This window comes from Kocuria himachalensis (assembly GCF_054784195.1).
Window position 1 is genome coordinate 42,331 of sequence record NZ_BAAGPL010000016.1, and the last position, 22,291, is coordinate 64,621.

The 22,291-nt window shown below is 72.4% G+C and carries 18 protein-coding genes; 9 read left to right on the forward strand and 9 right to left on the reverse strand.

What is annotated here, in order from left to right; genetic code table 11:
• The first annotated feature begins 81 nt into the window (after positions 1 to 81).
• Both sdhA and ACYVM4_RS11035 read left to right on the forward strand, forming a co-directional pair.
• Positions 82 to 1,833 carry a succinate dehydrogenase flavoprotein subunit gene (sdhA, locus tag ACYVM4_RS11030; RefSeq protein ID WP_460668598.1) on the forward strand — a complete coding sequence of 584 codons (1,752 nt, stop codon included), beginning with the start codon at positions 82 to 84 and terminating at the stop codon, positions 1,831 to 1,833.
• Positions 1,833 to 2,804, forward strand: coding sequence for a succinate dehydrogenase iron-sulfur subunit (locus ACYVM4_RS11035; protein ID WP_460668599.1), 972 nt, complete (start codon positions 1,833 to 1,835; stop codon positions 2,802 to 2,804). Before sdhA ends, ACYVM4_RS11035 begins: the two co-directional genes overlap by 1 nt.
• 74 nt (positions 2,805 to 2,878) lie before the next feature.
• On the opposite strand, the gene ACYVM4_RS11040 is transcribed toward ACYVM4_RS11035, so the two are convergent.
• The 8 genes from ACYVM4_RS11040 to ACYVM4_RS11075 form a co-directional block, all read right to left on the reverse strand.
• The gene (locus ACYVM4_RS11040) at positions 2,879 to 3,985 is read right to left on the reverse strand and encodes a YihY/virulence factor BrkB family protein (protein ID WP_368821670.1); all 1,107 of its coding nucleotides are present in this window, start codon (positions 3,983 to 3,985) and stop codon (positions 2,879 to 2,881) included.
• A gap of 12 nt (positions 3,986 to 3,997) precedes the next feature.
• Positions 3,998 to 4,561 carry a 2'-5' RNA ligase family protein gene (locus tag ACYVM4_RS11045; RefSeq protein ID WP_368821672.1) on the reverse strand — a complete coding sequence of 188 codons (564 nt, stop codon included), beginning with the start codon at positions 4,559 to 4,561 and terminating at the stop codon, positions 3,998 to 4,000.
• A gap of 28 nt (positions 4,562 to 4,589) precedes the next feature.
• On the reverse strand, positions 4,590 to 5,654 hold the full coding sequence (trpS, locus tag ACYVM4_RS11050) for a tryptophan--tRNA ligase (RefSeq protein ID WP_368821674.1): 1,065 nt from the start codon (positions 5,652 to 5,654) through the stop codon (positions 4,590 to 4,592).
• Between the two features lie 53 nt (positions 5,655 to 5,707).
• Positions 5,708 to 6,544 carry an exodeoxyribonuclease III gene (locus ACYVM4_RS11055; protein ID WP_460668600.1) on the reverse strand — a complete coding sequence of 279 codons (837 nt, stop codon included), beginning with the start codon at positions 6,542 to 6,544 and terminating at the stop codon, positions 5,708 to 5,710.
• Between the two features lie 64 nt (positions 6,545 to 6,608).
• Positions 6,609 to 7,136, reverse strand: a complete 528-nt coding sequence (locus ACYVM4_RS11060) for a hypothetical protein (RefSeq protein ID WP_368821676.1) — start codon at positions 7,134 to 7,136, stop codon at positions 6,609 to 6,611.
• A 126-nt stretch (positions 7,137 to 7,262) separates the two neighbouring features.
• Positions 7,263 to 8,150, reverse strand: coding sequence for a bifunctional methylenetetrahydrofolate dehydrogenase/methenyltetrahydrofolate cyclohydrolase (locus ACYVM4_RS11065; RefSeq protein ID WP_368821678.1), 888 nt, complete (start codon positions 8,148 to 8,150; stop codon positions 7,263 to 7,265).
• A gap of 2 nt (positions 8,151 to 8,152) precedes the next feature.
• Positions 8,153 to 9,439: a serine hydroxymethyltransferase gene (gene glyA / locus ACYVM4_RS11070; RefSeq protein WP_368821679.1), complete on the reverse strand. Its 1,287-nt coding sequence runs from the start codon at positions 9,437 to 9,439 to the stop codon at positions 8,153 to 8,155.
• Between the two features lie 34 nt (positions 9,440 to 9,473).
• On the reverse strand, positions 9,474 to 10,700 hold the full coding sequence (locus ACYVM4_RS11075) for a heparan-alpha-glucosaminide N-acetyltransferase domain-containing protein (RefSeq protein ID WP_460668601.1): 1,227 nt from the start codon (positions 10,698 to 10,700) through the stop codon (positions 9,474 to 9,476).
• 240 nt (positions 10,701 to 10,940) lie between these two features.
• Between ACYVM4_RS11075 and ACYVM4_RS11080 the strand changes: the two genes are divergently transcribed.
• The 4 genes from ACYVM4_RS11080 to ACYVM4_RS11095 all read left to right on the forward strand — a co-directional run bounded on the left by ACYVM4_RS11080 (position 10,941) and on the right by ACYVM4_RS11095 (position 17,369).
• Positions 10,941 to 11,687 (forward strand): response regulator transcription factor, encoded by a 747-nt coding sequence (locus ACYVM4_RS11080; RefSeq protein WP_368821681.1) that lies wholly within the window; start codon positions 10,941 to 10,943, stop codon positions 11,685 to 11,687.
• Between the two features lie 67 nt (positions 11,688 to 11,754).
• Positions 11,755 to 13,284: a sensor histidine kinase gene (locus ACYVM4_RS11085; RefSeq protein WP_460668602.1), complete on the forward strand. Its 1,530-nt coding sequence runs from the start codon at positions 11,755 to 11,757 to the stop codon at positions 13,282 to 13,284.
• Between the two features lie 196 nt (positions 13,285 to 13,480).
• A complete protein-coding gene (locus tag ACYVM4_RS11090; protein ID WP_460668603.1) occupies positions 13,481 to 16,804 on the forward strand; it encodes a beta-phosphoglucomutase family hydrolase in 3,324 nt (1,107 codons plus the stop codon).
• Positions 16,805 to 16,832: 28 nt separating this feature from the next.
• Positions 16,833 to 17,369, forward strand: a complete 537-nt coding sequence (locus ACYVM4_RS11095; RefSeq protein ID WP_387608299.1) for a gamma carbonic anhydrase family protein — start codon at positions 16,833 to 16,835, stop codon at positions 17,367 to 17,369.
• A gap of 31 nt (positions 17,370 to 17,400) precedes the next feature.
• Here the strand turns inward: ACYVM4_RS11095 and ACYVM4_RS11100 are convergent, their stop codons facing one another.
• Complete coding sequence (locus tag ACYVM4_RS11100) at positions 17,401 to 17,982, reverse strand: TetR/AcrR family transcriptional regulator (RefSeq protein ID WP_460668604.1); 582 nt, start codon at positions 17,980 to 17,982, stop codon at positions 17,401 to 17,403.
• Positions 17,983 to 18,074: 92 nt separating this feature from the next.
• On the opposite strand from ACYVM4_RS11100, the gene ACYVM4_RS11105 reads away from it, so the two are divergent.
• The 3 genes from ACYVM4_RS11105 (at position 18,075) to ACYVM4_RS11115 (ending at position 22,235) form a co-directional block, all read left to right on the forward strand.
• Complete coding sequence (locus tag ACYVM4_RS11105) at positions 18,075 to 19,169, forward strand: Gfo/Idh/MocA family protein (RefSeq protein ID WP_460668605.1); 1,095 nt, start codon at positions 18,075 to 18,077, stop codon at positions 19,167 to 19,169.
• 130 nt (positions 19,170 to 19,299) lie between these two features.
• The gene (locus tag ACYVM4_RS11110) at positions 19,300 to 19,812 is read left to right on the forward strand and encodes an Hsp20/alpha crystallin family protein (RefSeq protein ID WP_460668606.1); all 513 of its coding nucleotides are present in this window, start codon (positions 19,300 to 19,302) and stop codon (positions 19,810 to 19,812) included.
• Positions 19,813 to 20,012: 200 nt separating this feature from the next.
• Positions 20,013 to 22,235 (forward strand): NADP-dependent isocitrate dehydrogenase, encoded by a 2,223-nt coding sequence (locus tag ACYVM4_RS11115; protein WP_460668607.1) that lies wholly within the window; start codon positions 20,013 to 20,015, stop codon positions 22,233 to 22,235.
• The last annotated feature ends 56 nt before the right edge of the window (positions 22,236 to 22,291 follow it).

Consider the following 22,291-nt stretch of genomic DNA (forward strand, 5'->3'; position numbering starts at 1 on the left):
GCGGGCCGTCTCCGCCGTCCGGTCACAGGCGACCGGGCGCCAGCACATCTGACTGAACATCCAACAGAAAGAACAACCGGTATGCAGGTTCACAAGTACGACGTGGTCATCATCGGCGCCGGTGGTGCCGGTATGCGCGCCGCCATCGAGGCCGGTCAGCGCTCCCGCACTGCCGTACTGACCAAGCTGTACCCCACGCGTTCCCACACCGGCGCGGCGCAGGGCGGCATGTGCGCGGCCCTCGCCAACGTCGAGGAGGACAACTGGGAGTGGCACACGTTCGACACCATCAAGGGCGGTGACTACCTGGTCGACCAGGACGCCGCCGAGGTGATGGCCAAGGAGGCCATCGACGCCGTCCTCGACCTCGAGAAGATGGGCCTGCCGTTCAACCGCACCCCCGAGGGCAAGATCGACCAGCGCCGCTTCGGCGGCCACACCCGGGACCACGGCAAGGCTCCCGTGCGCCGGGCGTGCTACGCCGCGGACCGCACCGGCCACATGATCCTCCAGACGCTGTACCAGAACTGCATCAAGCACAACGTGGAGTTCTTCAACGAGTACTACGTCCTGGACCTGATCATGACCGAGGTCGACGGCCAGCGCCGCGTCGCCGGCGTCGTCTCCTACGACCTCGCCTCCGGGGAGCTGCACGTCTTCCAGGCCAAGTCCGTGGTCTTCGCCTCCGGCGGGGCCGGCAAGGTCTACAAGACGACCTCCAACGCGCACACGCTCACCGGCGACGGCATGGCGATCGCGTTCCGCAACGGCCTGCCCCTCGAGGACATGGAGTTCATCCAGTTCCACCCGACGGGTCTGGCCGGGCTGGGCATCCTCGTCTCCGAGGCGGCCCGCGGCGAGGGCGGGATCCTGCGCAACGCCGACGGCGAGCGGTTCATGGAGCGCTACGCCCCGACCATCAAGGACCTCGCCCCCCGTGACATCGTGGCCCGCTCCATGGCCAACGAGGTGCGCGAGGGCCGCGGCGCCGGGCCGAACAAGGACTACGTCCTGCTCGACCTCACGCACCTCGAGCCGGCGCACATCGACGCGAAGCTGCCCGACATCACGGAGTTCGCCCGCACGTATTTGGGCGTGGAGCCCTACACCGAGCCCGTCCCGGTGTTCCCGACCTGCCACTACGCCATGGGCGGCATCCCGACCAACATCAAGGCCGAGGTGCTCCAGGACAACGAGACGGTCGTCCCGGGCCTGTACGCCGCGGGCGAGGTCGCCTGCGTGTCCGTGCACGGCTCCAACCGCCTGGGCACCAACTCGCTGCTGGACATCAACGTGTTCGGCAAGCGCGCCGGCATCTACGCGGCCGAGTACGCGCAGCAGGCCGAGTTCGTGCCCGTCCCGGACAACGCCCTGGACAGCACCGTGTCGCTGCTCGACAACGCCCGCAACGGCACGGGCACCGAGAAGGTCGCCGCGATCCGCAAGGACCTGCAGGACACCATGGACCTCAACGTCCAGGTGTTCCGCACCGCCGACACCCTGCAGGCGGCGCTCGACGACATCGCCGCCTTCGAGGCCCGGTACGCGAACATCTCCATCCAGGACAAGGGCAAGCGCTTCAACCTCGACCTGCTCGAGGCCGTGGAGCTCGGCTTCCTCCTGCAGCTCGCGAAGGTCATGACCGTGGCCGCCCTGCACCGCACCGAGTCCCGCGGCGGGCACTTCCGGGAGGACTTCCCGGAGCGCGACGACGCCAACTTCATGAAGCACTCGATGGTCTACCTCGACCCCTCCTCCCCCACCGCGGGGATCCGGCAGGAGACGAAGCCCGTCATCTTCACCCGCTACGAGCCCATGGAGCGTAAGTACTGATGTCTACCGCACACACTCCCGACCGGTCCGAGGACGGCCGCAGCGAGGATCCCCAGGACCGCGCCCCCGAGCACGGCCACGCCCCGGCCCACGACCAGGACGACCGCGCCGGCTACAAGACCGACGCGGACGCCGGCTCGATCGACGGGCGCGACGAGGCCACGGCCCCGGCCGTGGACCCCGCCGCCGAGAACGCCGAGGGCGGGGAGCCCGCCGCGCGGGTGGAGCTGCCCGAGGAGCAGCAGGGCAACCAGGAGATCCCGACCTTCGACCTCACCCTGCAGATCCGCCGCTACAACCCGGAGGTCTCCGACGAGGTCCGCTGGGACGAGTTCAAGCTCACCATGTACGGCACCGACCGGGTGCTGGACGCCCTGCACAAGGTGAAGTGGGAGATCGACGGCACGCTGGTGTTCCGCCGCTCCTGCGCCCACGGCGTGTGCGGCTCGGACGCCATGCGCATCAACGGCCAGAACCGCCTCGCGTGCAAGGTGCTGCTGAAGGACCTGGACCTGTCCAAGCCCGTCACGGTCGAACCCATCAAGGGCCTGCCGTGCGAGAAGGACCTGATCGTGGACATGGAGCCGTTCTTCCAGTCCTACCGCGAGATCATGCCGTTCCTGGTGGCCGGCGGCAACGAGCCGACCATGGAGCGCTACCAGTCCCAGGAGGACCGGGCGCGCTTCGACGACACCACCAAGTGCATCCTGTGCGCCGCGTGCACGTCGTCCTGCCCCGTGTTCTGGACCGACGGCCAGTACTTCGGTCCGGCGGCGATCGTCAACGCGCACCGGTTCATCTTCGACTCCCGCGACGACGCCGGGGACCTGCGCCTGGAGATCCTCAACGACAAGGAGGGCGTGTGGCGGTGCCGCACGACCTTCAACTGCACCGAGGCGTGCCCGCGCGGCATCCAGGTCACGAAGGCCATCGCCGAGGTCAAGAATGCCATCCTGAGCCGCTCCATGTGAGCGTGCCCCGAGGCCGCCGCGGCCCGTCCCCTGCTCGGCAGGGGACGGGCCGCCGTCGTCGTGGGGTCGGTCCCTCAGCGGCGCCCGCCCAGGGAGGCCATGGGCACCACGGTGATCGCCACGTTCTCCCCGTCGGGGTGCACCCGCCCGCCGCGCTGGTCCGCGTGCACGATCGCCCCGATGGCCGCCGAGAACAGCAGGATCTGGTTGAACAGGTAGAACCACAGGAGCACGCCGACCACGAGGGCGACCGAGAGCAGGTACGGGTTGGTGGTGGCCCCGGCGACCACCGCGCCCCCGATGTAGCGCAGCGCGAAGCTGCCGGCCGCCGCGGACAGCACCGTGACGGCCAGGGCGCGGCGCGTGATCCGCAGCCCGGCCACGCCCCGCACGAGCTCGAGGGCGAACAGCGCGTCGAGCACGACGACGAGCAGGGTGCTCAGCGCCCACGTCAGCCCGGTGCGCAGCCACTCGGGGCCGCTGCCCCAGCCGAGCTCTCCGGCGGAGTCCAGCAGGAAGCCGAGGAAGCCGGAGGCCGCGCCGTTGGCCACGACCGAGAGGGCGAGCAGCACGCCGAGCACGAGCAGGCCCAGCAGGTCGCGCGGCACGGCCGCGATGGGCAGGCCCTGCGCCGGGGGCACCTCGAAGAGCCGGCGGAACGCGAGCCGCACCCCGGAGACCCAGCGCCAGCCGGAGAAGAACAGGACCGCGCCGCCGATCACCGTGGCGAGGGTGAAGGGCCGGGTGTCCTCGAGCAGCTCCAGGGGCACCACTCCCCCGCTGCCGGTGTCCAGCAGACCCGGCACCCTCTCCGTCACGGCCTCCACCACGGCGTCCCGCACCAGGGGGTCGTTGCCGAGGAACACCCCGATCACGGAGAAGCCCATCACCAGCAGGGCGGTCGACGCGAAGATCAGCACGAAGGACAGGCCCGCCGCCATGAGGGGCCCGCCGTGGAAGAGGTAGTGCAGGACCACGCGGACGGGCATCCGCCGGTACGTCTCGGCGAGCGCCACCCCGAGCGCCGAACCGGCCAGACCGAGGGCGCCGGCACCGGCAGCCCGCTTCTCGCGCAGCAGCGCCCGCTGGCGCAGCGCCTCGCGGCGCATGCCGTGCCTGTCGACCGCGCGGGGCGGCAGGTTCGGGGCGGGACCGGTGCGGGGTCCGGCTCGGGTGCTCATGGCCGGGGCGGCTCAGCGCCGGTCGCGATCGCGCCCTGTGAAGGGGAACTCCTCGCGGATCCGCCAGACGCCCCGGCCGTCGAGCTCGTAGAGGCCGATCCGGTCCACGAGGAACCCGGCGCGGTAGGTCCGCAGCATCTCCTGGGCCCGGTCGAGGTCCTCCTCCTCCACGGCCTGGGCGATCGTGACGTGGGGGTGGAACTCGAAGGGGGACGCCGAGACGAGCTGCTCCTCGTGCAGGGCGTCGTGCAGCGCCCGGCACTGCTCCTCGCCCTCCTGGATGCGCAGGTAGACCACCGGGCTCACGGGGCGGAACGTGCCGGTGCCGTTGATCTCCACCCGGAACGGCTCCCACTCGCGGGCCACGGAGCCCACCCGCTGCACCACGTCCGCCCAGCGCTCCGCCTGCGGGGCGATCATCAGCGTGATGTGCGCCGGCACGGCGTAGGAGGCGGGGTCCCCGAAGGACGCGCGCCAGTCCTGCAGCTCCCGGCCCACGGGCTCGGGCAGCTCGATCACCACGCCCGCGTACACCTGGCCGGGACGGATGGTGGGGGACTGCTGCGTACGGGTCAACTCAACTCCTCACAGGACGGGACCCAGCCTAGCCCAGCCCCCCGGACCCGCCCAGGCGCGGCAGGAAGCCCATCCGGTCGTAGACCGACGCCAGGGTCCGGACGGTGATCTCCCGGCCCTTCTCAGCGCCCCGGGCGAGGAGGCGGTCCAGTTCCGCCGGGTCGTCCAGCAGCTCCTGGGCGCGCGCCTGGATGGGGTCCAGCGTCTCGGTGACCACCTCGGCCAGCCCCACCTTGAGGTGGCCGTACAGCTTCCCCTCGTACTCCCCCACGAGGTCGGCCACGGACCGGCCCGTGAGCGCCGAGTACACGGTCAGCAGGTTGGCGATGCCCGGCTTGGCCTCGCGGTCGAAGCGGATCTCCGTGCCGTCGTCGGTGACCGCCGACCTGATCTTCTTCGCGTTCTTCTTGGCCGGGTCGAGCAGCCGGATCAGCCCGCTCTCCGACGCGGCGGACTTGGACATCTTGGCGGTGGGGTTCTGCAGGTCGTAGATCTTGGCGGACTCGGCGAGGATCAGCGCGTCCGGCACCACGAACGTGTCCCCCAGGCGGGCGTTGAACCGCTGGGCGAGGTTGCGGGTCAGCTCCAGGTGCTGGCGCTGGTCCTCCCCCACCGGCACCTGGTGCGCCTGGTAGATCAGGATGTCCGCGGCCATGAGCACCGGGTAGGCGAACAGGCCGACCGTGGCGTTCTCGGCGCCCTGCCTGGCGGATTTGTCCTTGAACTGCGTCATCCGGGACGCCTCGCCGAAGCCCGTGATGCAGTTGAGCGCCCAGGCGAGCTGGGCGTGCTCGGGCACGTGCGACTGCACCAGCAGGGTGGAGCGCTCGGGGTCGATGCCCGCGGCGATGTACTGGGCCGCCGTGGTGCGGGTCCGCTGGGCGAGGGCGGCCGGGTCCTGCTCGGCGGTGATGGCGTGCAGGTCGGCGACGAAGAACACGCACTCGTTGTCGTCCTGCAGGTCCACCCAGTTGCGCACGGCGCCCACGTAGTTGCCCAGGTGCAGGGAGTCCGCCGAGGGCTGCACCCCCGAGACGACACGGGGCCTGCCGGAAGCGGTGGGGACGTCGAACGGTACGGGCTCAGGGGTCACGGTGCGGGGTCCTTCGATCGGGCGTGCGCGGGTGGGCGCGGAGCGGGAACGGGTCAGAGCTGGTAGTCGACCACCACGGGCGCGTGGTCGGAGAAGCGGGTGTCGTAGCTGGCGGCGCGGTCCACGGCGGCCGTCACGGCCCGGGCCGCGAGCCCCGGGGTGGCCATGTGGTAGTCGATGCGCCACCCGGCGTCGGTGTCGAAGGCCTTGCCCCGGTAGGACCACCACGTGTAGGGCCCGGGGACCGGACCGGCCAGCTCCCGGGCGACGTCCTTGTACCCGTGCTCGCCGAAGAAGCGGTCGAAGTAGGCGCGCTCCTCGGGCAGGAAGCCGGCGTTCTTGACGTTGCCCTTCCAGTTCTTGATGTCCAGCTCCGTGTGCCCCACGTTGAGGTCGCCGACGACGAGCACGTGCTCCCTCGTGCGGGCGAGCTCGGGCAGCCGCTCGGTCATGACGTCGAGGAAGCGGTACTTGTCGTCCTGGCGGGGGGTGCCGACCTCCCCGGAGTGGACGTAGGCCGAGACCACGGTCAGCGTGCTGCCGTCGGACAGGGCGTGGTCGGTCTCCGCCCACCGGCCCGAGGTCTCGAAGTGGTCGTGGCCGATGGAGTCGCGCCGCTGCACGGGCAGCAGCGACCCGTCCCGGGCGTCGCGGCGGGTGGCCACGGCCACGCCGGCCCGGCCCTTGTCGGCTGCCTCGGCGTGGTGGACGTCCCACACCTGCTCGTCGAGCAGGTCCCGCACGATCCGGTCGGGGGCCCGGACCTCCTGCAGGCACAGGATGTCGACGTCACGGCCCGCCAGCCAGTCGGCCATGCCGCGCTTGTAGGCGGCGCGGATGCCGTTGACGTTGACGGTGGCGACGCGCAGGACGTTCTCGGGGCGGCACATGCGGGGGCACCTGGCTTCCGGGGAGTGGCGTGCGGGGGGGGGGCGTGCTGGGGGCGGGCGGAGGTCAGTCGACCACGGTGCCGCTGAGGGGTTCCTGGCGCAACATGCTCATCCCGTTGCCGGCCGTGATGTCGATGGTGTCGAGGGCGCGGTCCAGCGCCTCGCGCTCGGGCCCCTCGACGGACAGCGCGGCGAGCTCCTGCTTGATCACCTTGGACTGGACCAGGACGATCTGGAAGCTGTGGGAGAGCTTCTCGTCCCGCATGGAGCCCGCGGCGCCGGAGCGGGTGGCGGCGGGGGCGCGGCCGGAGCCGGTGCGCAGCTGCTCGCGGGCCTCGTCGACCTGCCGGCGGCCGAACCGGGCGGCCTTGCGGACCATGAGCACCACCCAGGTGGCGAGCAGCAGCCAGCCGAGGGCGATGCCGGCGAGCGCCCAGCCCAGCCACGAGTTGGCGTTCGCGGCCTGCAGCAGCGCCACCACGAAGATGACCACGAGCACGGCCAGTCCGATCACCGTGCCCCACTGGGCGGTGCGGCTGCCGGGCTCGGCGGCCGGGGAGGTGGACGGGGTCGAGGATCCGAGGGAGCGCATGGTCCCCATTGTCTCAAATCCCGGCCCGGGCCACGAACCGGCGCGGGCGCCCTCCCCGCCCGGAGCCGGGAACGGCCGAGCCCCCGGGAGCGGCGGCTCCCGGGGGCTCGGCGCGGTGGACGGTGCTCAGCGGAGACCGGCGTGGCGCTCGGCGGTCTCCACGACGTTGAGCAGCAGCATGGCCCGGGTCATGGGCCCGACCCCGCCGGGGTTCGGCGACATCCAGGAGGCCTTCTCCGCCGCGGCCGGGTCGATGTCCCCGGTGAGCCTCTTGTTCCCCGTCGCGGGGTCCTCCACGCGGGAGACCCCGACGTCGAGGAGCACGACGCCGTCCTTGAGGCTGTCGGCCGTGATCATGTGCGGCCGCCCGGCGGCGGCCACGACGACGTCGGCCTGGGCCAGCAGCGCGTCGAGGTCCTGCGTGCCGGTGTGGGCGAGGGTGACCGTGGCGTTGATCTCCTTGCGGGTCAGCAGCAGCCCGATCGGCCGTCCGACGGTCACGCCGCGACCCACGACGAGCACGTGCCGGCCCGCGAGGTCGACGTCGTTCCGGCGCAGCAGCTCGATCACCCCGTTCGGCGTGCAGGGCAGCGGGGAGGTCATCGGCTCGGAGACGTTGAGCACCAGGCGGCCGAGGTTCGTCGGGTGCAGCCCGTCCGCGTCCTTGTCCGGGTCGATCCGCTCGAGGATCGCGTTGGTGTCGATGTGCTCCGGCAGCGGCAGCTGGACGATGTAGCCGGTGCACGCGGGGTCCGCGTTGAGCTCGTCGAGGACGCGCTCGAGCTCCTCCTGGGAGACGTCCGCGGGGAGGTTCCGGCGGATCGAGGAGATGCCGACCTCGGCGCAGTCCTTGTGCTTGCCGCCCACGTAGGAGTGCGAGGCGGGGTCGTCGCCCACCAGCACCGTGCCGAGGCCGGGGGTGATCCCCCGCTCCGCCAGCACGGCGACGCGCTCGGCGAGCTCGGCCTTGATGGCGGCGGAGGCCGCCCGTCCGTCGAGGACCCGCGCCCCCACGCTCACCACTCCTCGAGGCCGTCGTAGAGCGGGAAGTCCGCGGCCAGCCGGTCCACGCGGGCCCGCAGGGCGGGGATGTCCGCCCCGGGCTTGAGGGCGGTGGCGATGATCTCGGCGACCTCCTCGAACTGCGGGGCGCCGAAGCCGCGGGTGGCCAGCGCGGGGGTGCCGATCCGCAGCCCGGAGGTGACCATCGGCGGGCGCGGGTCCCACGGCACGGCGTTGCGGTTGACGGTGATCCCCGCCTGGTGCAGGAGGTCCTCGGCCTGCTTGCCGTCCAGCTCGGAGTCGCGCAGGTCCACCAGGACCAGGTGCACGTCGGTGCCGCCGGTCAGCACGGAGACCCCCGCCGCGGCGACGTCGTCGGCGCCGAGCCGCTCGGCGAGGGTGCGGGCGCCCTGGACGGTGCGCTCCTGGCGGGCGCGGAACTCCTCGGTGGCCGCGATCCTGAAGGCCACGGCCTTGCCCGCGATGGCGTGCATGAGCGGTCCGCCCTGCTGGCCGGGGAAGACGGCGGAGTCGATCTTCTTCTTGAGCTCGCCCGTGGTCAGGATCACGCCGGAGCGGGGCCCGGCGAGGGTCTTGTGCACGGTGGAGGTCACCACGTGGGCGTGCGGCACGGGGTTGGCGTGCAGGCCCGCGGCCACGAGGCCCGCGAAGTGGGCCATGTCCACCCACAGCTTCGCCCCGACCTCGTCGGCGACCGAGCGGAACGCCTCGAAGTCCAGCTCCCGCGAGTACGCGGACCAGCCGGCCACGATGACCTGCGGGCGCTCGGCGAGGGCCTGCTCCCGCACCTTGTCCATGTCGATGGTGTAGGTGCCGGGGTCGACCTCGTAGGCGGCGATCTCGTAGAGCTTGCCGGAGACGTTGAGCTTCATCCCGTGCGTCAGGTGGCCGCCGTGGGCGAGGGAGAGGCCCATCAGCTTGTCGCCGGGGGTCATGAGCGCCTGCATGACCGCCGTGTTGGCCTGGGCGCCGGAGTGCGGCTGGACGTTGGCGTGCTCGGCGCCGAACAGGGCCGTGGCCCGGTCCCGGGCGAGGTTCTCGACGACGTCGACGAACTCGCAGCCGCCGTAGTAGCGGCGCCCGGGATAGCCCTCGGCGTACTTGTTCGTCAGCACGGAGCCCTGCGCCTCGAGGACCGCCCGGGGCGCGAAGTTCTCGGAGGCGATCATCTCGAGGGTGCCGCGCTGGCGGCCGAGCTCGTCGGCGATGGCCGCCGCGATCTCCGGATCGACCTCGGCGAGGGGCTGGTTGGTGACGGACGGGGACGTGCTCGTGGACATGCCGCTCCTGAAGTCGGGAACCTGGGTGGACCGTCTACGAGTTTAGGCGATGGCGCAGCACCCGGTCCCGCCCGGCGTGCGCGGCCCGGCCGACGACCCGCTCGAGGGGCCCCTGGCCCCGGGCCCGGTGCCACAGGACCGCGAAGACGGTGCCCACCAGGACGTGCACGAGGAACCACAGCACCGGCTGCTCGTAGTGCAGCTCCAGGAAGAGGCCGAGCAGGTGCGCCGAGTACAGGGTGAGGGTCATGGAGCCGGTCGCGACCAGCGGCAGCAGCACGGGCCCGGCCCGCCGGGCCACCAGGAGGCACAGGCCCAGCACGAGGGCGCCGGTGCCCACCCCGCTCAGCAGGGCGAGCGGGGTGTTGGTGTGCGGCCCGTCCACGGCCAGCCACCACCAGGTGGAGGAGGGCAGGACGGGGTCCGGCCCGTACACGAGGATGTCCCGGACGTCCTCCCGGCCCAGGAAGGGACTGGCGGCGAGCAGCCGCTCGATCCCGCCGAGGGGGTGCAGCAGCAGCCAGGAGGTGACGGCGGACGCCGCCGCGAGCGCGGCCCCGCCGATCGCCAGCCCGGCCTGCGTGCGTGCGGCCGAGAGGTCCAGCCGCCCCAGGGCCAGGCCCGCGAGCAGGTAGACGAGGTACGTCACGCCGGGGTACGAGCCGGTCACGAGCAGCTGGGCGAGGGTGGTGGCCGGCTCGGTGACGAGCTCGGCGAAGCCGGGGTTGTACACGCCGAACATCGGCAGCACGGGGCCCAGTGCGTGCACCAGCACGGGTCCGAGCACGGCGAGCCCTGCGGCCCAGGCGAGCAGGGCCCGCACGGACAGGTGCAGGAAGGGCAGGGCGAGCAGGAAGAACACGCCGTAGTAGACCAGGATGTTGTAGGCGGGCGGGTCGCCCGGCGAGAGCTGGTTGATCAGCAGCCCCAGCACCGTGATGAGCACCGCGCGCACGAGCAGCCCCACCCGGTCGGCGGTCATCCGCCGGCCCTCGTGCACCCGGGTCCCGCCGGAGCCGAGGGCCAGCCCCACGCCGGCGAGGAGGGCGAACAGGGCGGCGGCCCGGCCGGAGAACAGCGTCCACTGGGCGGTGGCCTCGAAGGTCTCCGGGTCCCAGGCCGGCAGGATGTGCACGGAGACCATGCCGAGCAGGGCGAGACCGCGGGCCGCGTCGATCCCGACCAGGCGCCGGCGGGCGGGCGGACCCGGGGACGGCTCCGCGGACCGGGCCTCTCCGACCGGGTGGTGGGTGTGCAGCATGGCGGTGGTTCCCCTCTCGTGGCGCCGCGCGGGCTCCTGCCCCACGGGTCCGGGCCCGAGGGCCCGGTCAGAGACCCACTCCAGCAGACGGGGATGTGGCGCTCTTATCGGGTTCCTGTGCCGGGGCTGTGAAGTGCGTCCGCGAACGATCCGCGGAGGAGCGAGGGGCGGGTCCGGCGCTACGCTGAGGACGGTCCGAGGACGCCGGTGCCGCCGGCGGGGACCAGGAGGGAGCCCGCCGTGACCGAACCCGTGCAGCGGCCCACCGCCGTGGACCTCCCGCGCCTGCGGCACCCCGACGGCGCACCGGTGCGCGCCCTCGTCGTCGACGACGAGCCGCTGCTGGCCCAGATGGTGTCCATGGGGCTGTCGATGCTGGGCTGGCAGGTGCGCTCCGCCCACGACGGGGACGCCGCGGTGGCCGAGGCCCGCGGCTTCCGGCCCGACGTCCTGGTCCTGGACGTGATGCTCCCGGGATGCTCGGGGGTGGAGGTGCTCGAGCGGATCCGCTCCTTCTCGCCCACCGTCCCGGCCCTGTTCCTCACCGCGAAGGACAGCACCGAGGACCGCATCACCGGCCTCGCGGCGGGCGGGGACGACTACGTGACGAAGCCGTTCGACATGGAGGAGCTGCTGTTGCGGCTGCACCGCCTGGTGCAGCGCGCGGGCATCGCCCACCCGGACGCCGCGGAGCTGGTCGTGGGGGACCTCGTGCTCAACGCGGACACCCGGGAGGTCCGCCGCGGCGGCGACGAGATCGCGCTGACGGCCACCCAGTTCGACCTGCTGCGCTGCCTCATGGAGAACGCCCGCCGGGTGCTCGGCAAGCCGCAGCTCCTCGAGCTGGTCTGGGGCTACGACTTCGGCGGACAGACCAACGTCGTGGAGCTCTACATCTCCTACCTGCGCAAGAAGATCGACGCCGGGCGCCCGCCCATGATCCACACCGTGCGCGGCGCCGGCTACGTGCTCAAACCGGCCGAGTGAGCACCCGTCCAGGACGTGCCGTCCCATGAGCAGCGACCGATGAGCAACGACCGATGAGCGCCGTCCGATGAGCACGGGGGGAGCGGCTCCGCGGGCCCGGCCGCGGGGTCCCGGCCGGGCCCTGCAGCTGCGCACGAAGCTGCTGCTGACGGTCCTGGCGCTGCTGACCGTCGCGTGCGCCGCGGTAGGCGCCCTGGGTCTCGCGGTCCTCGACATGTCCCTGGGCGAGCAGCTGGACGGCCGGGTCCGGGAGGCCTCGTTCCGCACGATCGAGTACGGGGTCCGGGCCGCGGCCGGGCCCTCAGAGGAGCTCGAGGCCATGATGGAGGTGCCCGCACAGGGCGCCGGCACCCTCAACGCCCGGATCGTGGACGACGAGGTGGTCCGCGCCGGGCTGTTCGCGGCCGACGGGACGCGGCAGGAGCTGACCGACGAGGACCGCCGGCGCATCGGGGAGCTCGTGACGTCGCTCGGGGCGGAGTCGGAGGAGATCGGGGGCCGTCAGTGGGGCCCCGTGGACGTGGAGCTGACCGTGGGCGGCTACCGCGTGCTGGTGGTCGACGACCCGTGGGACTGGGGGCTCGTGCTGACCGGTCTGCCGCTGGCCGACAAGGAGGACACCCTGCGCAGCTTCGGGGTGAGCACCACGGCGATCTCGACCGGCGCCATCGCCGTCACGGGGCTGGTCGGGCTCGTCGTCGTCCGGCGCACCCTGCGCCCCGTGGAACGGCTCTCCGACGTGGCGACCCGCGTCTCGGAGCTCGACCTCGACCACGGGGAGGTGGTCCTGCCCGTGGGCGCCGTGGCGCCGGCCGCGCACCCGGACACGGAGGTGGGCCGGCTCGGCCACGCCTTCGGGCGGATGCTGGACAACGTGGCCCACGCGCTGACCGCGCGACAGCGCAGCGAGACGCGCGTGCGCCGGTTCGTGGCCGACGCCAGCCACGAGTTGCGCACTCCCCTGGCCAGCATCCGCGGCTACGCGGAGCTGATCCGGCTCACGGAGCCGATGAGCGAGCAGGGCCGCAACTCCCTGTCCCGGGTGGAGTCCGAGGCGGCGCGGATGACCGCTCTCGTCGAGGACCTGCTGCTGCTCGCGCGACTGGACGAGGGCCGGGCCGTGGTCAGCGAGGACGTCGACCTGCTCGAACTGGTGGTCGAGACCGTCAGCGACTTCCGGGTCGCGGCGCCCGGCCACGTCTGGCGCCTCGAGCTGCCCGACGAGCCCGTGCTCGTCCGGGGCGACCCGGCCCAGCTGCGCCAGGTGCTCATCAACCTGCTCGCCAACGCCCACCAGCACACGCCCGCCGGGACGACGGTCACGGCGTCGCTCGGGACGGCGGCCGGGACGGAGCCCGGCGGCGAGGCCGTGCTCGCGGTGGGCGACGACGGCCCGGGCATCGGCGCCGACTTCCTCGAGCACATCTTCTCCCGCTTCGCCCGGGAGGACCACGCCCGTGCCGGGAGCGCCCGCGGCGCGGGACTGGGGCTCTCGATCGTGGAGGCCATCGTGCACGCGCACCACGGGCGGATCGACGTCAGCAGCGCCCCGGGCAGCACCCGGTTCACCGTGCGCCTCCCCCTGGCGGACCACTGAACGGACGCGGCTTGCCCCAGCGGCCCCCTGGCCGTTTAATGGGCTGGTCAGGAACCGTCGGCACGGACGGCCGTCCCCGCTCCAGTGCCAAACCGCAACGCCGCGTCCGGGGTCCGTCGCGTGCCGCGTGCTGAGGGTTTCTCCGTGCGGTTCCGAGGGGCCGCGGAAGCCGCACCCACCTTCCGGAGGAACTCTCGTGAACGCACTGCCCACCGCCCCGTTCACCGCGTCCCTGCCCCGCATCCAGGGCGCGGACGCACCTCCGCAGGCGGTCGACCAGCTGCGCATCCCCCACGAGGCCGTGATCTTCGACATGGACGGGGTGGTCACGGACACCGCCGCCGTGCACGCGGCGGCCTGGAAGACCCTCTTCGACGCGATCCTGGCCGACGACCGGCTCGAGCCGGCCGAGGCGGGCACCACGGTGGACCGGCGGCCCTTCGACGTCGACGCCGACTACCGCCACTACGTGGACGGCAGGCGTCGCGAGGACGGGATCCGCTCCCTGCTCGCCGCCCGGGGAGCGCGCCTGCCGGAGGGCGACGAGACGCCGGGGGCGTGGACGGTGCAGGGGCAGGCCGTGCTGAAGAACACCTACTTCCAGGACGCGCTCCAGGTCCAGGGCGTCCGCGTCTTCGAGAAGACCGTGGCGCTCATCGAGCGGCTCCGCGCGGCCGGGGTGCCGGTGGGCCTCGTGACCGCGAGCCGCAACAGCGTCCCCGTGCTGGCGGCGGCCGGGCTGCAGGACTCCTTCGACATCATCGTGGACGGCCACTTCGCCGCCGAGCACGGACTGCCCGGCAAGCCGGCTCCCGACACGTTCCTGACCTGCGCGAAGATGCTCGGGGTGAACCCCGCCCGGTCCGCGGTGGTGGAGGACGCCGTGTCCGGGGTGCAGGCCGCGGCCGCCGGCGGCTTCGGCATGGTGGTGGGGATCCGCCGCCACGGCGAGCGCAAGGACCTGTACCGGGCAGGGGCCACGGTCGTGCTCAACGACGTCGGCGAGCTCGACCTCGGCGCCCGCCGCGACGACCCCTGGAAGCTGGTCTTCGAGGGCTTCGACCCGGCCACCGAGGCCCGGCGGGAGACCCTGCTCACGCTGGCGAACGGCTACATGGGCGTGCGCGGGTCCGCCTGCGAGTTCCCCGACAACGGGGTGCACTACCCCGGCAACTACCTGGCCGGCATCTTCAACCGGGTGGTGAGCCACCTGAGCGGCCGCGACGTCGAGCACGAGTCCATGGTCAACGCCCCCAACTGGACCCACCTGGACCTGCGGGTCTCCGGCGGCGACTGGTGGTCGGAGGGCGGGCTGCGCCCGTCCGACGAGCGGATCGAGCTCGACCTGCGCCGCGGCCTGCTCATCCGGTCCCTGATCCTCACCGACCTCAACGGCGACCGGGGCGAGGACGGGGCCCGCGCCCGGCTGGAGATCGTCCAGCGCCGCCTCGTGTCCCTGCGCTTCCGCCACCTGGGGGCGCAGGAGACCACGGTGACCGCCAGGGGGTTCTCCGGGCGGCTGCACCTGCGCACGGGCATCGACCCCAGTGTGCGCAACAACGGGGTCGCCGAGTACCAGGACCTCAACGACCACCACCTCGTGGACCTGGAGTCGACGTCCCTGCCCGACGACCACGAGACCCTGCTCTCCCACGTGCGCACCACCCAGTCCAAGATCGAGATCACCACGGCGCAGCGCACCACCATCGAGGGCGGCCAGAACGTCCGGGAGCGCCGCGAGATCCGCCCGGGTGGCACCGAGTTCCGCCGCCACCAGGTCAACATCGCCGACGGCCGCCCGGTGATCATCGACTCGACCACGGCGGTGGTCACGAGCCGTGACGCGGCGATCGGCTCGCCCCGCGAGGGCGCCCTCGCGGAGCTGGACCGCAACCCCAGCGGCGTCCGGGGCCTGCTGCCCTCGCACGAGATCGAGTGGTCCCTGCTGTGGGACCGCTTCGACGTGGACGTGTGCCCGGACCCGGAGGAGCGCACCGGCGAGCTGTCCCTGACCCAGCTGGCGCTGCGGGTGCACCTGTTCCACGTGGCCCAGACCCTGGCGCCGCACATGTCCCTGCGGGACGCCGGCGTCCCGGCCCGCGGCCTGCACGGCGAGGGCTACCGGGGGCACATCTTCTGGGACGAGCTCTACATCCTCCCGGTCGTGAACCTGCACCAGCCGCAGGTGACGCGCGCGCTGCTCTCCTACCGGTGGCGGCGGCTGGCCATGGCGAAGCACCGGGCCACCGAGTTCGGGCTCGAGGGCGCGGCGTTCCCGTGGCAGTCCGGCTCGGACGGCCGGGAGGAGACCCCGCCGGAGCTGTTCAACCACCACTCCAACCGGTGGCTGCCGGACAACTCGTGGCGCCAGTTCCACGTGGGCCTCGCGATCGCCTACAACGCCTGGATCTATTACGAGACCACCGGTGACCTCGACTGGCTGGCGGGGCAGGGCTCGGAGCTGATCATCGGGATCACGCGCCTGTTCGCGTCCCTCACCGACTACGACCCGGCGGACGGCCGCTACCACATCGCCGGCGTCATGGGCCCGGACGAGTACCACGACGGCCCGCGCGGCCAGCACGGCGGCGGCCTGAAGGACAACGCCTACACGAACGTGCTCGCGGCCTGGCTGTTCCGGCACAGCGCCCACATCTTCCACGACATGGTGGAGCACCAGCGCGAGGAGCTCTCCGCCCGCTTCGACCTCTCGGCCGAGGAGGTCGGGACGTGGCAGCAGATGGCCGAGCGGATGTTCGTGCCGTTCAACTCGGACGGCACCATCAGCCAGTTCCACGGCTACGACGACCTCGACGAGCTGGACTGGGAGTACTACAGGACCAAGTACCGCAACATCGGCCGCCTCGACCTCCTGCTGGAGAACGAGGGCGACATGACCAACAACTACAAGCTGGCCAAGCAGGCCGACACCATCATGCTGGTGTACCTCTTCGGCCCCGACGGGCTCGTCGAGGAGCTCGGCCGGATGGGCTACGAGGTCGACCACGCCGCCATCGAGCGCACCGTCGACTTCTACATCGCACGGTCCTCGCACGGCTCCTCCCTGTCACGGGTGGTCAACGCCTCCGTGCTCGCCTGGCTGAACCCGGACCGTTCGTGGACCGCGTTCCAGGACTCCCTGCTGGTGGACCTCGACGACACCCAGGGCGGGACCACGGGCGAGGGCATCCACCTGGGCGCCATGGCCGGCTCCGTCGACGTCGTGACCCGCGCCTACGCGGGGCTGCGCGTGCGCGGCGGATGGCTCGAGTTCGACCCGGCCCTGCCGAGCCAGCTGGACACCGTCTCGTTCACCGTGCTGTACCGCGGGCAGGTGATCCGGGTCTGCATCGACCACCACGTCCTGGCGCTCGAGGGCGCCTCCCGCCGCGCGGACGACGTCACGATCCACGTGCACGGCGCGGAGTACGTGCTCAAGGGCGGCCAGACGATCCGCGTGGCCATCCAGCACGGGCACCACCGCGCCCAGCGGCCGGCCGTCACGCGGCAGGGCGTCTGAGCCGCGGGCCCGCCGCTAGGCTGGGCGCATGGCACACTCCACGACACCCGGCCTGGTCCTCCCGCACGCGGGGCACGAGCCCCGGATCGACTCCTCCGCCTTCGTCGCCCCGACCGCCACGGTCGTGGGCGACGTCGAGCTGGGACCGGAGTCCGGGGTCTTCTACGGCGCCGCGGTGCGCGGGGACCGCTCCCCCGTCCGGCTGGGCGCGCGGTCCAACCTGCAGGACAACGTGGTGGTCCACTCCGATCCCGGCCACCCCTGCACGATCGGCGCCGACGTGAGCGTCGGCCACGGCGCCGTGGTGCACGGGTGCACCGTCGAGGACGAGGTCCTGGTCGGGATGAACGCGACCGTCCTCAACGGCGCCGTGATCGGCACGGGCTCGCTGGTGGCCGCGGGCGCCGTCGTCCTCGAGGGCACCGTGGTGCCGCCCCGGTCCCTGGTGGCGGGGGTGCCGGCCAAGGTCCGGCGCGGGCTCACGGAGGAGGAGCAGGAGAAGGTCCGCGCCAACGCGCGGACCTACGTGCAGCTCTCCGCCGAGCACCGCCGGCTCAACGCCTGACCCGGGAACTGCGGCCCGTCACCGCGATCGGTCACTGCGCCGCGAGGGTGCGCGCGTAGTCCAGGTACGCGCCGTGGTCGAAGCCGGGCAGCAGGCACGACTGCACCACCCAGCCCTGCAGCACCGAGAGGATGGCCTGGGCGAACATCCCGGCCCACTCGCGGGCCGCGCCGGCGTCGAGACCGAGCTCCTCGACGGCCCACCGCCCGTAGCGCTCCTCGACCCGGTCCCGCACGCGCGCCAGGTGCTCGCCGGCCAGCGCGGCCAGACCGGGGTCGCTCACCGCCCCGCCCCAGGTGATGAGCAGCAGGCGGGTGGTGGCGGGATCCGCGGCCAGCCGCTCGAGCAGGCCCACGACCCACGCCGCGGGGTCCGCGCCGGGTTCGTCCTCCGCGGCCGCGAGGACCCGGCCCAGGGCCGCGCCGGCGGCCGCCGCCACGAGCTGCTGCTTGCTCGGGAAGTGGTTGTACAGCGCTCCCGCGGACAGCCCCGTGGCGGCGATGATGCGGTGCATCGAGGCCCCCTCGTAGCCGTGCGCGAGGAAGCACTCGCTGGCGGCGGCCACGATCTCGCGGCGGCGCTCGTCCTTGTACTGCTGGCTCACCCGGGGCACGGCCTCAGCCTACGCCACGAACGGTCGTTCGATCGGCGCCGGCGGGCGGAACGGTGGGCGGTGGGCCGCGGCCGGCGTGGCAGAATGCGCCCATGCCTGCCCAGACGCTCAGCCCGTTCGTCGACGCCGCCCTCGACGCCGCCCACCTGGACGACCCCGGCACCGCGACCGGCCGCACGCTCGGGTGGGGCGTGGTCAGCACCGCCGACATCGCGGAGAAGGTGGTGCCGGACATCGCGGCGCTGCCCGACGCCCGGCTCGTGGCCGTCAGCTCGCGGGACCAGGCCCGCGCCGAGGACTTCGCCCGCCGGCACGGCGTGGAGCGGGCCTACGGCGCCACCGCCACCGCCACGGGACTGGAACGGCTCGCGGCCGACCCGGACGTGGAGATCGTCTACGTGGCCACGCCGCACGGCTACCACCACCGGGACGTCTCGGCGCTGCTGCGGGCCGGCAAGCACGTGGTGTGCGAGAAGGCCCTCGCCATGACCGCGGGGGAGGTCCGGGACCTGCTCCGCCTGGCCCGCGAGCACGGCGTCTTCCTCATGGAGGCCGTCTGGACCCGCATGACCCCCGGCTTCCGCACCGCGATGCGCTGGGTCCGGGAGGGCCGGCTCGGCCGGGTGCGCTCGGTCGAGGGGTCCATCGGCACGCACCGGGCCCTGGATCCGGCCCACCGGCTGTTCCGCAGGGCCGACGGCGGCGGGGTGCTGCTGGACATGATGGTCTATCCCCTGACGTGGACCTCCGCGGTGCTGGGGGCCCCGGAGCGCTGGAGCGCCCGCGCCGAGCTCGGCGCCACGGACGTGGACCTGGACACCGCCCTGACCCTGGACTTCGGGCACGGCCGGGCCCACGTGAGCGGCACCCTGGCCTCCACGGTCCCCCACCAGGTGACGATCAGCGGCACGGACGGCTGGTTGCGCGTGGACGGGCGGATCAACTGCCCGACCACCCTCGTGCTGCAGACCGCCGAGGGCGCCCGCACGGGCGCCGCCCCCGTCGTGGAGCACGTGGACGTGGCGGGCGCCGGGTACGTCTTCGAGATGCGCGAGGCCACGCGCTGCGTGCAGCAGGGTCTGCTCGAGTCCCCCGTCATGCCGTGGGCCGACTCCCTCGAGCTCGTCGAGCTCTTCGACCGGGTGCGGGAGCGGATCGGGGTGCGGTACCCCCACGACGCCCGCTGAGGGGCGGTTCTCCCTGGGCGATGACGCCCCGGACCTGTTGAAGACCCCCGGGAGCGGCACTATCATGGTCAACAGTTGAGTTGATCCGACTCAACTAAATGTCGAAGACATTGCTCATATGGTTGAGGAGATGATTGACGTGGCCACGATGTTCACCCCGTTCAACGATTTCGACCGGCTCGCCGCCTCGCTGTTCGCCCGGCAGGGTCTGCGCGAGATGCCCATGGACCTGTACCGGGACGGCGACCAGTACATCCTCCGGGCGGACCTGCCCGGCATCGACCCCGAGAGCGTCGACGTCGACGTCGACGGCCAGCTGCTGACCATCCGGGCGGAGCGGGACCTGCCCGAGGTGCAGGACGTCCAGTGGATCACCCGGGAGCGGCAGAGCTCCTCGTTCGTGCGCCAGCTCAACCTGGGCCAGGGCATCGACATCCAGAACATCGCCGCGAACTACGACAACGGCGTGCTCACGGTGACGATCCCCGTCTCGGCGCAGGCCAAGCCGCGCAAGATCCAGGTGGTCTCCGGCCAGGGCGAGCAGCAGGCCCTGGGCGAGGGCCGGGAGGAGTCCGGCGACCGCGTGATCGGCGAGGGCGAGATCGTCAACGGCGCCGGGTCCACCCAGTCCACCGAGGGCTGAGCCCGGTCCGCCGGCACCGGCGCAGCCCCGGGCGGCACGCCACGGCCACGGGCCCGCTCCCCACGAGGGGAACGGGCCCGTCCCCGCGCCCGGGCCGTCCGCGCCCTCCGACCGGACAGCGGACGGGGCGCCGCCTCGGGTATCTTGGCACCAGGAAGCAACACCACCGGTCCGACGACATCCTGGGAGACAGCCCGCACATGGCCAAGATCATCTACACCCGCACCGACGAGGCGCCCCTGCTCGCCACCTACTCGTTCAAGCCGATCATCGAGGCCTACGCCTCGACCGCCGGCGTCGAGGTGGAGACCCGGGACATCTCCCTGGCCGGCCGCATCATCGCCGCCTTCAGCGACCGCCTGCCCGAGGACCAGCGGGTGGACGACGCCCTTGCCGAGCTCGGCGAGCTGGCCAAGAAGCCTGAGGCCAACATCATCAAGCTGCCCAACATCTCCGCCTCCGTCCCGCAGCTCAAGGCCGCGGTCAAGGAGCTGCAGGAGCAGGGCTTCGCCCTCCCGGACTACCCGGACGAGCCCCGCTCCGAGGAGGAGAAGGAGACCCGGGCCCGCTACGACAAGATCAAGGGCTCCGCGGTCAACCCGGTGCTGCGCGAGGGCAACTCGGACCGCCGCGCCCCCGCCTCGGTGAAGAACTACGTCCGCAAGAACCCGCACCGCATGGGCGAGTGGACGGCGGGGTCGAGGACGAACGTCGCCACGATGGACGCCGACGACTTCCGCGACAACGAGAAGTCCGTGGTCATGGAGCACGACGACGCCCTGACGATCCGGCTGGTCGGCGAGGACGGCAGCACCACGGTGCTCAAGGAGTCCATCCCCGTGCTGGCCGGTGAGGTCGTCGACGGCACCGTGATGCGGGCCGCCGCCCTGGACGCCTTCCTCGCGGAGCAGGTCGAGCGCGCCAAGCGGGAGGACGTCCTGCTGTCGGTGCACCTGAAGGCCACCATGATGAAGGTCTCCGACCCGATCATCTTCGGCCACGTCATCGAGGCCTTCTTCCCGGAGCTCTTCGCCGCCCACGGCGCGGCCCTCGAGCAGGCGGGCCTCTCCTCCGCCAACGGGCTCGCCGCGATCCTCAACGGCCTCGACGCCCTGCCGGCCGAGGTGCGCGACGACGTGCGGGCCGCGATCGACAAGGGCCTCGCCGAGGGCCCGAAGCTGGCCATGGTGAACTCCGACAAGGGCATCACGAACCTGCACGTGCCCTCCGACATCATCGTCGACGCGTCGATGCCGGCCATGATCCGCGCCTCCGGGCACATGTGGGGCCCCGAGGGCGAGGAGGCCGACACCCTCGCGGTGCTGCCGGACAGCTCCTACGCCGGGATCTACCAGGTGGTCATCGACGACTGCCGCGCCCACGGCGCGTTCGACCCGACCACCATGGGCTCGGTGCCGAACGTGGGGCTCATGGCGATGAAGGCGGAGGAGTACGGCTCCCACGACAAGACCTTCGAGATCCCCGCCAAGGGCACCGTCCAGGTCGTCGACTCCTCCGGCGCCGTGCTCATCGAGCACGAGGTCTCCCCCGGCGACATCTGGCGGGCGTGCCAGACGAAGGACGTCGCGATCCGGGACTGGGTCAAGCTCGCCGTGACCCGCGCCCGGGCCTCCGCGACGCCGGCCGTGTTCTGGCTGGACCGCACCCGCGCCCACGACACCAACCTCATCGCCAAGGTCGAGCAGTACTTGACCGAGCACGACACCGAGGGCCTGCAGATCGAGATCATGTCCCCCGAGGAGGCCACCGCGTTCTCGATCGAGCGGATCCGCCGCGGCGAGGACACCATCTCGGTCACCGGCAACGTGCTGCGCGACTACCTGACGGACCTGTTCCCGATCCTCGAGCTGGGCACCTCCGCGAAGATGCTCTCGGTGGTCCCGCTCATCAACGGCGGCGGGCTGTTCGAGACCGGCGCCGGCGGGTCCGCGCCGAAGCACGTCCAGCAGCTGGTCGAGGAGAACCACCTGCGCTGGGACAGCCTCGGCGAGTTCCTCGCCCTGGCCGCGAGTCTCGACCACCTGGCGACCACGGCCGACAACGCCCGCGCCCGGATCCTCGGCGAGACCCTCGACCGGGCCACGGGCACGTTCCTGGAGGAGAACAAGTCCCCGAGCCGGAAGGCCGGTGAGATCGACAACCGCGGCAGCCACTTCTACCTCGCCCTGTACTGGGCCCAGGAGCTGGCGCGCCAGGACGAGGACACCGAGCTGGCCCAGGCCTTCGCCTCCGTGGCGGAGCAGCTGGCCGCCAACGAGGACGCGATCAACGAGGAGCTGCTCTCCGTGCAGGGCCGGCCCGCCGACATCGGGGGCTACTACCGCCCCGACGACGCCAAGACGTTCTCGGTGATGCGCCCCTCGGAGACCTTCAACCGGGTCCTCTCCTCGCTGAGCGCGTGAGCTGAGCGCGTGAGCTGAGCGCGTGAGCTGAGCGCGCGCCGACCGCGCGCCACGGC